This window comes from Janthinobacterium sp. SUN118, from assembly GCF_030397695.1.
In the GTDB taxonomy this organism is placed as follows: Bacteria; Pseudomonadota; Gammaproteobacteria; order Burkholderiales; family Burkholderiaceae_D; genus Janthinobacterium.
Genome location: NZ_JAPUBV010000005.1, coordinates 313,489 through 326,388, shown reverse-complemented (window position 1 = coordinate 326,388; position 12,900 = coordinate 313,489). Strand labels below are relative to the sequence as shown.

The 12,900-nt window shown below is 65.7% G+C and carries 12 protein-coding genes; 5 read left to right on the top strand and 7 right to left on the bottom strand.

Annotated features, from left to right (window positions below):
* Positions 1 to 10 precede the first annotated feature (10 nt).
* The 5 genes from O0880_RS25470 to O0880_RS25450 form a co-directional block, all read right to left on the bottom strand.
* A complete protein-coding gene (locus O0880_RS25470; protein ID WP_289889336.1) occupies positions 11 to 2,866 on the bottom strand; it encodes an ATP-binding protein in 2,856 nt (951 codons plus the stop codon).
* A gap of 211 nt (positions 2,867 to 3,077) precedes the next feature.
* Positions 3,078 to 3,494, bottom strand: coding sequence for a hypothetical protein (locus tag O0880_RS25465; protein WP_289889335.1), 417 nt, complete (start codon positions 3,492 to 3,494; stop codon positions 3,078 to 3,080).
* Between the two features lie 282 nt (positions 3,495 to 3,776).
* Entirely contained in the window at positions 3,777 to 4,694 is a 918-nt protein-coding gene (gene rsgA, locus O0880_RS25460; RefSeq protein WP_071324751.1) for a ribosome small subunit-dependent GTPase A, read from the bottom strand.
* Positions 4,691 to 5,056 carry a 4a-hydroxytetrahydrobiopterin dehydratase gene (locus tag O0880_RS25455; protein WP_071324750.1) on the bottom strand — a complete coding sequence of 122 codons (366 nt, stop codon included), beginning with the start codon at positions 5,054 to 5,056 and terminating at the stop codon, positions 4,691 to 4,693. The genes rsgA and O0880_RS25455 overlap by 4 nt, the downstream gene beginning before the upstream one ends.
* The gene (locus O0880_RS25450; protein ID WP_289889334.1) at positions 5,053 to 6,333 is read right to left on the bottom strand and encodes a M48 family metallopeptidase; all 1,281 of its coding nucleotides are present in this window, start codon (positions 6,331 to 6,333) and stop codon (positions 5,053 to 5,055) included. The genes O0880_RS25455 and O0880_RS25450 overlap by 4 nt, the downstream gene beginning before the upstream one ends.
* Positions 6,334 to 6,389: 56 nt before the next feature.
* On the opposite strand from O0880_RS25450, the gene orn reads away from it, so the two are divergent.
* Complete coding sequence (gene orn, locus O0880_RS25445) at positions 6,390 to 6,986, top strand: oligoribonuclease (RefSeq protein ID WP_198043763.1); 597 nt, start codon at positions 6,390 to 6,392, stop codon at positions 6,984 to 6,986.
* Between the two features lie 81 nt (positions 6,987 to 7,067).
* On the opposite strand, the gene O0880_RS25440 is transcribed toward orn, so the two are convergent.
* Both O0880_RS25440 and gcvA read right to left on the bottom strand, forming a co-directional pair.
* On the bottom strand, positions 7,068 to 7,433 hold the full coding sequence (locus O0880_RS25440; RefSeq protein WP_289889333.1) for a hypothetical protein: 366 nt from the start codon (positions 7,431 to 7,433) through the stop codon (positions 7,068 to 7,070).
* Positions 7,430 to 8,374: a transcriptional regulator GcvA gene (gcvA, locus tag O0880_RS25435; protein WP_071324747.1), complete on the bottom strand. Its 945-nt coding sequence runs from the start codon at positions 8,372 to 8,374 to the stop codon at positions 7,430 to 7,432. Before gcvA ends, O0880_RS25440 begins: the two co-directional genes overlap by 4 nt.
* Positions 8,375 to 8,693: 319 nt before the next feature.
* Between gcvA and O0880_RS25430 the strand changes: the two genes are divergently transcribed.
* From O0880_RS25430 to O0880_RS25415, 4 genes are all read left to right on the top strand, one after another.
* Positions 8,694 to 9,593, top strand: coding sequence for a DMT family transporter (locus O0880_RS25430; RefSeq protein WP_071324746.1), 900 nt, complete (start codon positions 8,694 to 8,696; stop codon positions 9,591 to 9,593).
* A gap of 240 nt (positions 9,594 to 9,833) precedes the next feature.
* On the top strand, positions 9,834 to 10,919 hold the full coding sequence (locus tag O0880_RS25425) for a ChuX/HutX family heme-like substrate-binding protein (RefSeq protein ID WP_071324745.1): 1,086 nt from the start codon (positions 9,834 to 9,836) through the stop codon (positions 10,917 to 10,919).
* Positions 10,907 to 11,833, top strand: a complete 927-nt coding sequence (locus tag O0880_RS25420; RefSeq protein WP_289889330.1) for a helical backbone metal receptor — start codon at positions 10,907 to 10,909, stop codon at positions 11,831 to 11,833. Before O0880_RS25425 ends, O0880_RS25420 begins: the two co-directional genes overlap by 13 nt.
* Positions 11,830 to 12,894: an iron ABC transporter permease gene (locus O0880_RS25415; RefSeq protein WP_289889329.1), complete on the top strand. Its 1,065-nt coding sequence runs from the start codon at positions 11,830 to 11,832 to the stop codon at positions 12,892 to 12,894. The genes O0880_RS25420 and O0880_RS25415 overlap by 4 nt, the downstream gene beginning before the upstream one ends.
* Positions 12,895 to 12,900 lie beyond the last annotated feature (6 nt).

Sequence of the window (12,900 nt, the reverse complement as noted above, 5' to 3'; positions counted from 1 at the left end):
ACGGCAGGCATCAATAGATGCTGGCCGGGGCCGCGCCGTCCAGCTGGGGCGCCACCAGCGGCAGGTCCAGCGTGAAGTGCGTGCCGGCAGGGCTGCTGGCTACCTGGATGGTGCCGCCCAGCAGGGCCGTGACGATGTTGTAGCTGATCGACAGCCCCAGACCGCTGCCGCCCTGGCCCAGCTTGGTGGTAAAGAAGGGGTCGAAGATACGCGACAGATACTGTTCGGCGATGCCGCCGCCATTGTCGGCAAAGACGATCCGCACGCGCGCGGCGTCGGTCGTGGCCGACAGGCGCATGCAGCCCGTGCTGGCGCTGCCGTCGTTGGCCGCCTGGTCGAAGGCGTGCAGCAGGGCATTGTTGATCAAATTGGTGATCACCTGGCCGAACGGGCCCGGATAGCTGTCCATGGCGATGCCGAACTCGATGTCCGTCTCGATGCGGTGGCCCGAGCTGCGGATGCGGTTCATGACGGTGGCGATGATTTCCGTGCTGACCTGCTGCAAGTCGAACTGGCGCCGCTGCTCGGTGGTGCGGTCGACGGCCACCTGCTTGAAACTGTTGACCAGGTCGGCCGCGCTGTGCAGGCCGCGCATCACCAGTTCGGCCGCCTTGCCCGCATCGTCGATGTAGGCGGCCAGATCCGAGCGGCGCAGGCCGGCGCCGTTCATCAGGCGCGCCACGTCGTCCGTCTTTTGCTGCATGGTGCTGGCAATCAATAAGCTGTTGCCGATCGGCGTGTTCAGCTCATGCGCCACGCCCGCCATCAGCGAACCGAGGGCGGCCAGCTTTTCCTGCGACACCAGTTGCGCCTGAGCATCTTGCAGCTGGCGGTAGGCGCTGGCATTGTCGAGCGCGATGGCGCCGTACGCGCACAGGGTGCGGAAAATCAGCCGCTCGCGCTCGCCGTAGGCATTCGCATGGCAAGCCTGCACCGTCATCACGCCGAGCACGCGTTCGCCCACCATCAGCGGCACATACAGCACGCTCTGGTTATGCAGGGTGCCGGGCACGGTGTAGGCATGGCGCCGCGGCGGAACTTGCGCGATATACACCTCGCGCCGTCCAAGCAGGCAGCGCACGGAATAGGCGCGTGGATTACTCAGGGGAATGGCATTGTCGGGCAGCGGGCGGCCCGCCTCCATGCCGTGCGCGCGGCGCAGGGCCGTGCCCGCCGCGTCGAGCATGTAGACGGCAAAGGTGTTGACGGGCAGCAAGGCATGCACATGGCGGTCCAGCACCTGGAACACGGCGCTGGCGTCGAGGTGGGTGGTGATTTCCTGGCCGATGGCCGACAGCCGCTCCAGGGTATCGCTGGTCTGCTGCAGCACTTCGGCGCGGCGCGCCTCGGACGCGGCCAGTTCGCGGTGATGATAGCCTTCCGAGCGCGCATGTTCCGTCTGGTGGTAGACCTGCATGGCGGTGGCGCGGTTGCTCGCCTGCTGGGTGTGGCTTTTTTCGCGCGCCACGCCCGCGTCGAGCGCGATATCGTAGGCGCGCGCATAGTCGCCCGCATGCGCGTATTCGCGCGCCAGCGCATCGAGCAGCTCGCCGGGCGGCACATAGCCGTCGATCGAGGCGGCGACCTGCAATGCCTGGTGCAGATAGTGCAGGGCGGGGTTGCGCTCCTGCATGCCGGGCGGTGGCGGCAGGTCGTGGCGCGCATGCAGCATGGCCAGCACGCGCAATGCCGCCACCTGGTGCATGGCGTCGCCCTGTACCGTGGCCAGCTGGCGCGCCCGCTCTGCCGCCTGGTGCGCCTCGTCGGGACGGTCCAGGTAGGACAGTGCATGCGCGCTGCCGCGCTGGGCCATGCTGCGGAAATCGGCCTGGCCCAGCGCCTCGGCACGCTGCGCCAGGCGGCTGAAGGCGTCGAGCGCGGTGTCGTAGTCGCCCTTGTCCAGGCTCAGTTCGCCAAGGTGGAAGAGGGCGTTGGCGTAGGTGCGTGCGCCGGACACGGGCGCCAGGATGAGCAGCGCTTCGCGCAGCAAGTCCTCGGCGGCCGCCAGGCGTCCCAGCTTGCGCATGGTTTCCGCCGCATGCGTCTGGCAAGCGCCGATGCTGCGCGGCCAGCCTGTCGGGCGCGCCAGGTCGAGCGCGCATTGCATCCATTCCAGCGCCGATTCATGGTCGTTCAGGCTGGCGAAGCAGTCGCCGATATTGATGGCGGCCGTGATGGCGCCGCGCAGCTGGCCGCTTTCCAGCGCCGCCTCGTAGCTTTGCATATAGTGACCGGCGGCCGTGCCCAGGTCGCGCGAGGTGTGCGCCAGCAAGCCACGGAAGTCGTGTATCCAGGTGGCCAGCGGCGCGTCGAGCTTGCCGCTGGCGCCGTCGGCCAGGAAGTGGCCGCCCCAGCGGGCCAGCGCGGCAGGCGCATCGCGCAGCACGGCCCAGCGCGCCGTGGCCGCGTCGGCCAGACTGGCGCGCATGGCGTCGCCGGCGCTGCGCGCCTGTTCGCCCGCCGCCAGCAACTCGGCATCGCAGCGCGCATGGTCGCCGCGGTCGACGGCGATCGACGAGAGCAGCCAGTGCACATCGGCGCAGCCGGCACCGTCGCCGTGCGCGCACAGGATGGCGTGCGCCGCCATGGCCAGGCTTTCGGCCGCATCGAGCGAACCTTGTAACCATGCAACTTCCGCACGCACCAGCTGCAGGCGTGCCTGCGCGATGGCCAGGGCGTGCGCCGGCAGCTGTGCCAGCGGTAACAAAATGCTCGCTTCGGCCGCATACTGTTGTGCTTGTGCACAGTTGCGCTGGCGCAGATGCCATGCCAGCAGCATCAGCAAAGGCAGGCGCTCCACTGCGCGTAATGGCTGCAGTGAGTCTTCCCACTGTGCAATGTCATGTTCGAGGGCGAACATTTCCATCCGAAATCTCCCGCAAGGCGATGGTGTTGGCCAGCGGCCAGTGACACCTTATTGGATCGCATTGTAAGCTGCATTCGGATGCAGTTGTTTGGCGGACGGAACAGTTTTTTCTGCGAAATTCCCCGGCGTAAAGCAAGCGGGGCGCGCGCCAATCCCTGCCGGCTGGCGTGCGCCCCGTTGACGGGCTAGGGATGGCGGCCTTGCCGCTTGCCTAGCGCGCGGCGAAATGCACGGTGCTGGCGGTCTCGCCGGCCTTGGCGACCGCCCCCGGAATTTGGCTCAGTCCGGTAATGGCGATGACGTCGGCATCGCTGCGAAATTCCAGGCGGGTGCCGCTGGCCGTTTCAAAGACGCCCGGCGCGCGGCCGAACAGTTCCACTTCCGGCTGGCCCTTGAGCTGCGTGAAATAGCGGTTCACTTGCTGGCGCAGCAACAGGGTGTCGCCCGTGTCGAGCTGGTAGCGATTGCCGTACTGGCTGAATTCCTGGGGCGCCAGCTTGTAGGCCTTGCCGGAGATCTGGACTTTGTCCTGTTCGCCGATTTCCAGCGCGCTGGCGCTGAGGCTGGACAGGCCGAGGACGAGGGCGGCGCTGCCGAGGGCGAGGGTGCGCGAGAACGATGCTTTCATGATTTCACCTTGTGATCGAGATGCTAGTTGGAGTTAGACCAGTGTTGTCTCCAGCAGGTTCGCTGGCGGGGACAATGCCAAGGTAGCAAGCGCTGTGGCGACGTGCCAGCGCAAAGCGATGAAACGCCGGAATCCGGCGCTGAAGCGCGAAATCGGGCGACGGACGGTTTTGGTAGGAATGCCGGAAAGTTGGCTATACAACAGAATTTAATTCTGTCTTTATGGAAATGATAGTGTTTTTATCGGTTTGGCGCCCGTTGCGATAGCGGGCGCCATGGCAGATCAGTACAGCGTTTGCGCCGATTCGTGCAGCAGCTGGCCATACAGGGTATGGCGCATCTTGGCGATTTTTCCTTCAGCCATGGCTTGCAGGATCGCACACTGCGGCTCGATCAGGTGGCGGCAGTTATAAAACTTGCAGCCGCCCAGGTAGGGCTGGAATTCGCGGAAGGCCCGCTCCAGCATGCCTTCGGACAGGTGGTACAGGCCGAATTCCTGGAAGCCGGGCGAATCGATGATGGAACTGTTCGCGCCCAGCTCGTCAAGCTTGTACAGGCGCGTAAACGTCGTCGTGTGCTTGCCCGTGTCGAGCGCGGCCGAGATTTCGCGCACGGCGATGTCGGCGTCCGGCACCAGCAGGTTGATCAGCGACGACTTGCCCATGCCCGACTGGCCGATGAGGATGGACGACTGGCCCGCCAGCAGCGGTGCCAGGGTGGCCACCGCGTGTTCGGGTTCGGCGCGTGCCGAGACTTCATGCACGGGATAGCCGAGCGAAGAATACGGCAGCAGGCGTTCGCGGGTCTTGTCCAGCGAGGCCGTCACGTCCGTCTTGTTGAGGATGATGCGCGCCTCGATGCCGGCCGCGTCGGCCGCCACCAGCGAGCGCGAGATCAGGTCGTCGGCAAAGCCCGGTTCCGTCGCCACGACGATGAACAGCTGCGTCAGGTTGGCGGCCAGCAATTTCGATTTGTACTGGTCCGAGCGGTACAGCAGGGTCTTGCGTTCCTCGATGCGGTCGATGACGGCCTGGTCGTTGGAGGTGCGCGTCACGTGCACGATATCGCCCACGGCCACATTGGTTTTCTTGCCGCGCGTCACGCATTGCAGCTTGGCGCCATCCACGTCGGCCAGGTAGTGGCGGCCGTGGGCGGCGATGATGACGCCGGTCAGCTTGGTTTCCAGCTTTGCGTCGCTCATGGTGTCGTCGCGCCGCTGTAGTAAATGAGGTCAGCCTTGGCGGCGCAGATGAAGTCGTTTTCCGACAGGCCGCCGGCGCCCTGGTTGACCGAATGCGTGTCGTAGCGCACGGCGCAGGTTTTGTAAGTAATGATGAGCTCCGGATGGTGATCTTGTGTATGGGTCATATAGGCCAGGGCGTTCACGAACGCCAGGGTCTGGTAATAATTCTTGAAGCCGAAGTCGCGGCACAGCTTGCCGTTTTGCACGCGCCACTGCGGCAGCAGGGCGCCCAGCGTGGCGATGTCGGTGTCGCCCAGCGCCTGCTGGCGCGGCGCGCACGATAGCTGGGCCAGGTCTTGCGTAGTCGATGGCGTATTCATGCGGCAGCCCCTTTCAGGTGGCGGATGCGCACGCTGGCCGGCGGATGCGAGTCGTAGAAGGCCGAGTGCAGCGGGTCGGGCGTCAGGGTCGACGCATTGTCTTCGTACATTTTCACGAGCGCCGACACCAGGTCGTCCGCCTGCGTGTGCGTGGCGGCAAAGGCATCGGCCTCGAATTCGTGTTTGCGCGAGCTGAGCGAGGTCAGCGGTCCCAGCAGGAAGGTGAAGACGGGCAGGGCCAGCATGAACAGCAGCAGGGCCAGCGCATCCGTCGGCTGGCCAGTGAGCGCCAGCGCGACAGGATCGACGCCCAGGCCCGCATAAAACCACGGCTGCGTCTTCAGGTAGCCAAGCAGGGCCAGGAAGCCCAGCGAAATGACGAACATCATGGCGATGCGCTTGACGATGTGCTTGAGCTTGAAGTGGCCCAGTTCATGCGCCAGCACCGCTTCGATTTCCTGCGGCGCCAGGCGCGACAGCAGCGTATCGAAGAAGACGATGCGCTTGTTGGCGCCGAAACCCGAGAAATACGCGTTGCCGTGGGCGCTGCGTTTCGAGCCGTCCATGACGAACAGGCCTTTCGAGGCGAAGCCCACGCGCTGCATCAAGCCTTCGATGCGGCTTTTCAGCGCGTCGTCGGCCAGCGGCGTGAATTTGTTGAACAGCGGGGCGATGACGGTCGGGAACAGCACCATCATCAGCAGCTGGAAGCCGCTCCAGACGAACCAGGCGTACAGCCACCACAGGTCGCCCGACTTGGCCATCAGCGTCAGCACGACCCAGATCAGGGGCAGGCCGATGGCAGCGCCCAGGCCCACGCCCTTGAGCATATCGGTAAAGAACAGCTTGCGCGGCATGGTGTTGAAGCCGAAACGTTGTTCCAGCACAAACTGGCGGTAATAATCGAAGGGCAGGTCGATCAGGCCGGAAATGGCGGCAAAGGCGACGATCAGGCCGATCTGGTACAGCATGGGCGAGCCCGGTCCCGTCAATGCATGCAGATACAGCGCCAGCCACTGCAGGCCGCCGAGCAGGGTAAAGCCGATCAGCACGGCATAGTTGACCAGCAGGGTCAGCAGGCCGAACTTGGTCTTCGCCACCGTGTAGTCGGCCGCCTTCTGGTGCGCGGCCAGCGGGATCTTTTCCGCGAATTCGGGCGGCACAAAGGCGCGGTGCGCGAGCACGTGGCGGATCTGCCTCGAGGCGAGCCAGAAGCGCACGGCGAGCGTCAAAACGAGGACGGATACAAACAAAATCGAAAACGCGAGTGAATACATTCTGTGCCTGTGAGAAAATGGCTGATTATTTAGTTTGATTAGGCCAAGAGAGAATTATGTCACAAGCGACCGACTTAACCGCATCCGCCCCCGCACCCGTCGTCCCGGCACGTCCAAATGAGATGAACCTGGTCTGGGTCGACATGGAAATGACGGGCCTGGAGCCCGATACCGACCGCATCATCGAGGTGGCGGTGGTAGTGACGGACATGCATTTGAACCTGCTGGCCGAAGGCCCCGTGTTCGTGATCCATCAATCGGATGAAACCCTGAACAAGATGGATGCCTGGAACAAGGGCACGCACGGCCGCTCGGGGCTGATCGACAAGGTCAAGGCGTCGACCGTGACGGAAGCGCAGGCGGAGGCGGAACTGATCGCCTTCCTGAAGAAATACGTGCCAGCTGGCAAGTCGCCCATGTGCGGCAACACCATCGGCCAGGACCGCCGCTTCATGGTGCGCGGCATGCCGAAGCTGGAAGCGTTCTTCCACTATCGCAATGTTGATGTATCGACACTGAAGGAGCTGTGCAAGCGCTGGAAGCCGGAAATCGCCACCGGTTTCAAGAAGCACCAGAAGCACACGGCCCTGGCCGACATCCTGGAATCGATCGAAGAACTGAAGTACTACCGCGAGCACTTCATCAAGCTGTAATGGTGTTGTCGGCTTGCGCGCCATGCGCTAAGCCGACCTGCGAGCCATGGATGCCATTCTTCGCCGCTGGCGTAGGTCGGCTTAGCGTCCCGGCGCGTAAGCCGACACATCGGCCGGGGCGAAGACAAGGGTGGACCAAGTGCCATCCTCGCCTTGCCACTGCAGCGCAAACGGTCCCGTTTGCCGCAAGTCCGTGACCCAGACGGTTGCTCCGGGGGCGCGAAAATATGCCGCGCACTGCCCGAATGCTTGCCCCAGTCCGCACACCACCAATCCCTCGCCCGCCACGGCGCACCATTTTTCTTGCGCATCGATCAGGGCCACGGCCGGGTCGCCATAGAATTCGCCCACGCCGGCTTGCCGGCCATCGGCCGCCGTCACCCTGGCATATTCGTAGTCGTGCGTGACGACGTGATGCGCGCTGCGCGCCAATTCCTTGCTTGTCATGCGGTCTCCACGGTGGGCCAGACGGTTTCCTGGTCGGCGCGCGCCTCGGCGATCAGCCATTCGCAGAAGGCGTGCACGAGCGGCCGCGTTTCCGCCTGGGGCGAACGCAGCAGGTAATAGCAGTGGGGGCCGCGCACGGCGTGCTCGAACACGCGCACCAGGCGGCCCGAACGCAGGTCGTCGCCGATCAGGGGGCTGGCGGCGATGGCCACGCCCTGGCCGCTGGCGGCCGCATCCAGGCACAGGTAGGTGTGCGAGAAGCGCGCGCCGCTGTTGCCGCTATTGCCGCTGTAATGCACGCCGCAGCTGTGCAGCCAGCGCGTCCAGTCGATTTCGCCGGGCAGGTGCACTTCCGGTTCGTCGTGCAGCAGCGGATAGCGCAGCAGGTCGGCGGGCTGGCGCAGGCTGGCGGCGTTGGCGCGGAAGCCGGGGCTGCAGACGGCGGAAAACCACTCTTCCATCAATAAATCCACTTTCAGCCCGGGATAGCGGCCCGGTCCCAGGCGGATGGCGACGTCGACGCCATCGCGCGCCAGGTCGACCGGGTGCATGGACGCCAGCACGCGCAGCTCGATCTGCGGGTAGCGGTCGCGCAGGCGGCCCAGGCGCGGCATCAGCCAGCGCGAGACGAGCGAGCTGGTGGCCGTCACCGTCACCACCTTGTCGTCGCCCTGGCGCCGCGCCTGCTCGGAGATGTCCGCCAGCTGGTTCAGGATCGGTCCCAGCGACGCCGCATAGCGCTGGCCTGCATTGGTGAGCACGACGCCGCGCGGCAGGCGCTGGAACAGCACGATGCCCAGCCACGCTTCCAGCTGCTTGACGTGGTGGCCGATGGCGCCGGCCGAGACGTGCAATTCCTCGCCCGCGCGCTGGAATCCTTCATGGCGGGCGGCCGCCTCGAAGGCGTGCAGGGCGGCGAGCGGTGGCAAGGGACGTGACATGGCAGTCTTCTGGAAAATTGAGCCTCAGTATTTTTCGGCCTATCCGTGAAGAATATTGGTTTGTTTCATTTTGCGCAAGCGAATATGATGCCGTCACTGCGTGAAGTGACCCGCAATAGGATTCACGCATGAATCATCTCCCGGCCTTGCTTGGCATTTATAGTTACAACGCCTGGGAAAACCGTCGCGAGCGGCAGTGATTTGTGGCTGAGAAGCGCAACCGTACGCCGGTACGGGGGTGCCGAGCTGGTGAGCATCGCCGGCCGCAAAGCGCGACGCGCAGCAGGTTTGCCCAGGTGTTACTGAAAGAGGTTTAGTCATGTCTGATCGCCGCGCAGTTGCGCTGGTGTTGCTGTCGGCCGCCGGTTTCGGCAGTTCCGCAGTGTTTGCCAAGGCGGCGTATGCGTCCGGGGTCAACCCGTCGACCATGCTGGCTTTGCGTTTCGTCATCGCCGCCATGCTGTTGCTGCCGCTCGTGTGGCTGGGCGGCTGGCGTTTGCCGCGTGGCCGCCTGCTGGCCGGCTACATGCTGATGGGCTTGATGTACACGGCCCAGTCGCAGGGCTATTTCAATGCCCTCATGTACGCCAGCAGCGGCCTGTGCGGCATGTTGCTGTATGTGTATCCCGTGCTGGTCACCATCCTGGCGCTGGCCCTGGGCTGGGAAAAGCTGGACCGGCGCATGCTGGTGCTGATGGCGCTGGCCATCGCCGGCATGGCCATCACCCTTGGCGGCAAGCTGCAGGGCCAGCCGATCGGCATCGCGCTGGCGCTGATGGCCGCCGGCGTCTACGCCGTGTATATCCTGTTCGGCAACAGCCTGTCGAAAAGCCGCGAGAATATTCACCCATTGGCGGCGTGCGTGGTGATCCTGGGCACGGCCGGCCTGTCGAACAGCGCCATCGCCCTGTGGCAGGGCGTGTCCCTGCCGGCCACGGCGACGGGCTGGCTGGCCGTCAGCGCCATCGCCCTGTTCTCGACGGCCATCGCGATCGCCGCCTTCTTCGCCGGCGTGGCGCAGATCGGCGCGGCCAAGGCCTCGATCATTTCCACCTTCGAGCCCGTCATCACGATGGCGTTTGGCGTGACCCTGCTGAAGGAATCGGTCAGCGGCACGCAATTGCTCGGTGGCGCCATGGTCCTGGCGGCCGTGGTGTTGCTGGCGCAGCGCCCCACGGCGAAACCGGCCTCCATGCCGGCAGTACAGGCCAGCGCCTGAGTTCAACGCTGACATTTTCTAAACACTGATCATTAGTCCCGATCAGTCTCCTTTGGCGCTGCGACGGGTTTCCCGTTGCGGCGCTTTTTTTTCGTCCGCTTCTTTTTCCTTTCCTGGCGCACGCACGCAAATAACTCTTGATTGCGAATGATTCTCATTTATAATTGATTTCAAGATTCCCCACCACCAGCCAGCCGATGCCAGCCAGTGTTCGCCTTGAAAGGAGACACCGTGACGAGCATGCCCCCTATTTGCAGTACCGATCTGATCACCAGCGAATTTGCCCGCCTGCGCCGCGAAAGCAAGGCCCGCCACCGCGACATCGCCGAGCAACTGGCCATTTCCGAGGGCGAACTGATCGCCGCCCATGCCGGCCTGTCGCTGGCCGATGGCGCCTTGCTGGGCGCCGAGCGCCTGCAGGCGGACTGGCCCGCCATCATTGCCGCGCTGGAACCGCTGGGCGAAGTCATGGCCCTGACGCGCAACGCGTCGTGCGTGCATGAAAAGACGGGCGTCTATCGACATGCCAGCCACAACAACCATGTGGGCCTGGTGCTGGGCGGCGAGATCGACCTGCGCGTGTTCTACCGCCAGTGGGCGCATGGCTTTGCCGTGCGCGAGCTGGGCGAGACCGAGGTGCAGCGCAGCCTGCAATTCTTTGATGCTGCCGGCAATGCCGTGCACAAGATTTTCATGAAGCCGCACAGCGACCTGGCCGCCTACGATGCGCTGGTGGCGCGCTTTGCCGATGCCGGGCAGGAGGCGGGCATCGCCGTGGCTCCGCTGGCGCCGCCGCCGGCCGAATTGCCCGATGCGCAGATCGACGTGGCGGGCTTTCGCGCCGCCTGGGCCGATTTGCGCGACACGCATGAATTTTTCACCCTGCTGAAAAAATATGCGGTCTCGCGCCTGCAGGGCCTGCGCCTGGCCGAGCCGCGCTTCGTGCAGCAGCTCGACAAATCCTGCGTGCTCGACCTGCTCAACGACGCCGCCCGCGAAAAGGTCGCCATCATGGCCTTCGTCGGCAATGCCGGCATGATCCAGATCCATTCGGGTCCCGTGCACAAGATCGCCGTGATGGGGCCGTGGATCAATGTCCTCGATGCGCGCTTCAACCTGCATCTGCGCGAAGACCATATCGCCAGTGCCTGGGTGGTGAAAAAGCCCACCGTCGACGGCCTGGTGACGTCCGTCGAACTGTTCGACGCCAAGGGCGACACCATCGTCATGTTCTTCGGCGAGCGCAAGCCGGGCGTGCATGAATTGTGCGAGTGGCGCAATGTCGTCGAGCGCGTGCTGCAGGAGGGCGAATTATGCGCCGCATGATCGCCGCCAGCGTGGCGCGCCGCATCGCGCTGAAAAAAATTGGGGCGGGTGCGCTGACGCTGGCTGCGCCGATGCAGGTGCTGGCCGCCGTCGCCGACGCCGGCAAGCCGAATCCGAAGCCGCGGCGCATCGTCAGCGTCGGCGGCGCCCTGACGGAAATCGTCTATGCGCTCGATGCGCAGGCCGAGCTGGTGGGCGTCGATACGACCTCGCTGTACCCGGCCTCGGCGCAAAAGCTGCCGCAGGTCGGTTATGCGCGCACCCTGTCGAGCGAAGGCGTGCTGTCGCTGGCGCCGACGCAGCTGATCGCCACCGAGGAAGCGGGGCCGCAGACGGTGCTGCGCCAGGTGCGCGACGCCGGCGTGCCGGTGGCGGTGCTGAACGCGAATAACAGGTTTGAAGGCTTGCTCGAGCGCGTGAAGCAGGTGGGCCAGATCACCGGTCGCATCGAACCCGCCGCGCGCCTGGCGCACAGCCTGCGGCAGCAGTGGGATGGCGCCGTGGCCAGGGTGCAGCAGCGCCAGCATGCGCCCGTGCGCGTGCTGTTCATCCTGGCCCACGCGCCGAACCAGGTGATGGTGGGCGGGCGCGAGACGGGCGCCGACGCCATGCTGGCGTATGCGGGCGCCGTCAACGTGATGGGCGGGCACGGTGGTTTCGCCGGCTACAAGCCGCTCACGCCGGAAGCCGTGATCGCCGCGCGGCCCGACATCGTGCTCGTCACCGACCAGGGACTGAAGGCCTCGGGCGGCGTGGACGGCATCCTCAAGCTGCCGGGCCTGGCGCAGACGCCGGCCGGGCGCAGGCACCGCATCGTGTCGCTGGAAGCCATGCTGCTGCTGGGCTTTGGCCCGCGCATGCCGCAGGCGCTGGCCGAACTCGACGCCGCCTTTGCGCAAGCCATGGCCGCATGACCGTGCGCGCGATGCCGCCGGCACTGTCCTGGCGCGTGTTCTGGCGTTTCCAGCGCTGGGGCGCCCCCGGGCTGCTGGCCGTGGCGCTGGCCATCGGCCTGATCGTCGCCGTGCAGGCCGGCGCCGTGCCGGTGGTGCTGGCCGACTGGCTGGCGCCTTTTCAGGCCGGCGACGAGGGGCTGTCCGGCGGCGCCTATGTGCTGTGGCATATCCGTTTGCCGCGCGCCCTGTTCGCCATGCTGATCGGCGCCGCGCTGGCGCTGGCCGGCGGCCTGACGCAGGGACTGTTCCGCAATCCGCTGGCCGATCCGGGCCTGCTGGGCATCAGCAGCGGCGCCGCCTGCGCGGGCGCGGCCACCATCGTTTTCGCGGCCAGCCTGCACGTGGCGCCCGAGCTGCGCGTGTGGCTGCTGCCGGCCGCCGCATTCGCGGGCGCCATGCTCATATGCGTGCTGCTCGACCGCGTCGCCCGCTGGGCCACGCCCGGTTCCATCGTCGGCCTGCTGCTGACGGGCGTGGCGCTGAACGCCATCACGGTGGCCGTCATGGGCCTGTGCATCTACCTGGCCAGCGACGACCAGTTGCGCACCCTGACCTTCTGGACCCTCGGCTCGCTGTCGGCCGGCAGCTGGCGCCAGGTGGCGGCCCTGCTGCTGGTGCTGGCCGGCGCGCTGTGGGCCACGCGCTTCCTCATGCGCGCACTCAACGCGCTGGCGCTGGGCGAAGCGGCGGCCCTGCACGTGGGCATCGACGTCGGCAGGCTGCGCACGCAGGTGATCGTGCTGGTGGCCGTGCTGACGGGGTTTGCCGTCGCCTGGTGCGGCGGCATCGGTTTCATCGGCCTGATCGCGCCGCACCTGGTGCGCACCTGGCTGGGCGCCGACCAGCGCCGCGTGCTGCCGCTGTCGATGCTGGCGGGCGGCTTGCTGCTGCTGTTGGCCGATACCCTGGCGCGCACCGTCGCCATCCCGGCGGAAGTCCCCGTCGGCATCTTCACGGCCCTGCTGGGCGGGCCCTTCTTCCTGCTGCTGTTGCGGCGTTTTCGCCACGGCACCGCCTGAAAGGAC

Excerpts from the sequence above, each read along its gene's own strand:
- orn (WP_198043763.1), top strand. The coding sequence starts at position 6,390 with ATGTCACAAGCGACCGACTTAACCGCATCCGCCCCCGCACCCGTCGTC.
- O0880_RS25455 (WP_071324750.1), bottom strand. The coding sequence starts at position 5,056 with ATGAATACGCCATCGACTACGCAAGACCTGGCCCAGCTATCGTGCGCG.
- O0880_RS25415 (WP_289889329.1), top strand. The coding sequence starts at position 11,830 with ATGACCGTGCGCGCGATGCCGCCGGCACTGTCCTGGCGCGTGTTCTGG.
- O0880_RS25425 (WP_071324745.1), top strand. The coding sequence starts at position 9,834 with ATGCCCCCTATTTGCAGTACCGATCTGATCACCAGCGAATTTGCCCGC.
- O0880_RS25450 (WP_289889334.1), bottom strand. The coding sequence starts at position 6,333 with ATGTATTCACTCGCGTTTTCGATTTTGTTTGTATCCGTCCTCGTTTTG.
- O0880_RS25470 (WP_289889336.1), bottom strand. The coding sequence starts at position 2,866 with ATGGAAATGTTCGCCCTCGAACATGACATTGCACAGTGGGAAGACTCA.
- O0880_RS25465 (WP_289889335.1), bottom strand. The coding sequence starts at position 3,494 with ATGAAAGCATCGTTCTCGCGCACCCTCGCCCTCGGCAGCGCCGCCCTC.
- rsgA (WP_071324751.1), bottom strand. The coding sequence starts at position 4,694 with ATGAGCGACGCAAAGCTGGAAACCAAGCTGACCGGCGTCATCATCGCC.
- O0880_RS25420 (WP_289889330.1), top strand. The coding sequence starts at position 10,907 with ATGCGCCGCATGATCGCCGCCAGCGTGGCGCGCCGCATCGCGCTGAAA.
- O0880_RS25440 (WP_289889333.1), bottom strand. The coding sequence starts at position 7,433 with ATGACAAGCAAGGAATTGGCGCGCAGCGCGCATCACGTCGTCACGCAC.
- gcvA (WP_071324747.1), bottom strand. The coding sequence starts at position 8,374 with ATGTCACGTCCCTTGCCACCGCTCGCCGCCCTGCACGCCTTCGAGGCG.
- O0880_RS25430 (WP_071324746.1), top strand. The coding sequence starts at position 8,694 with ATGTCTGATCGCCGCGCAGTTGCGCTGGTGTTGCTGTCGGCCGCCGGT.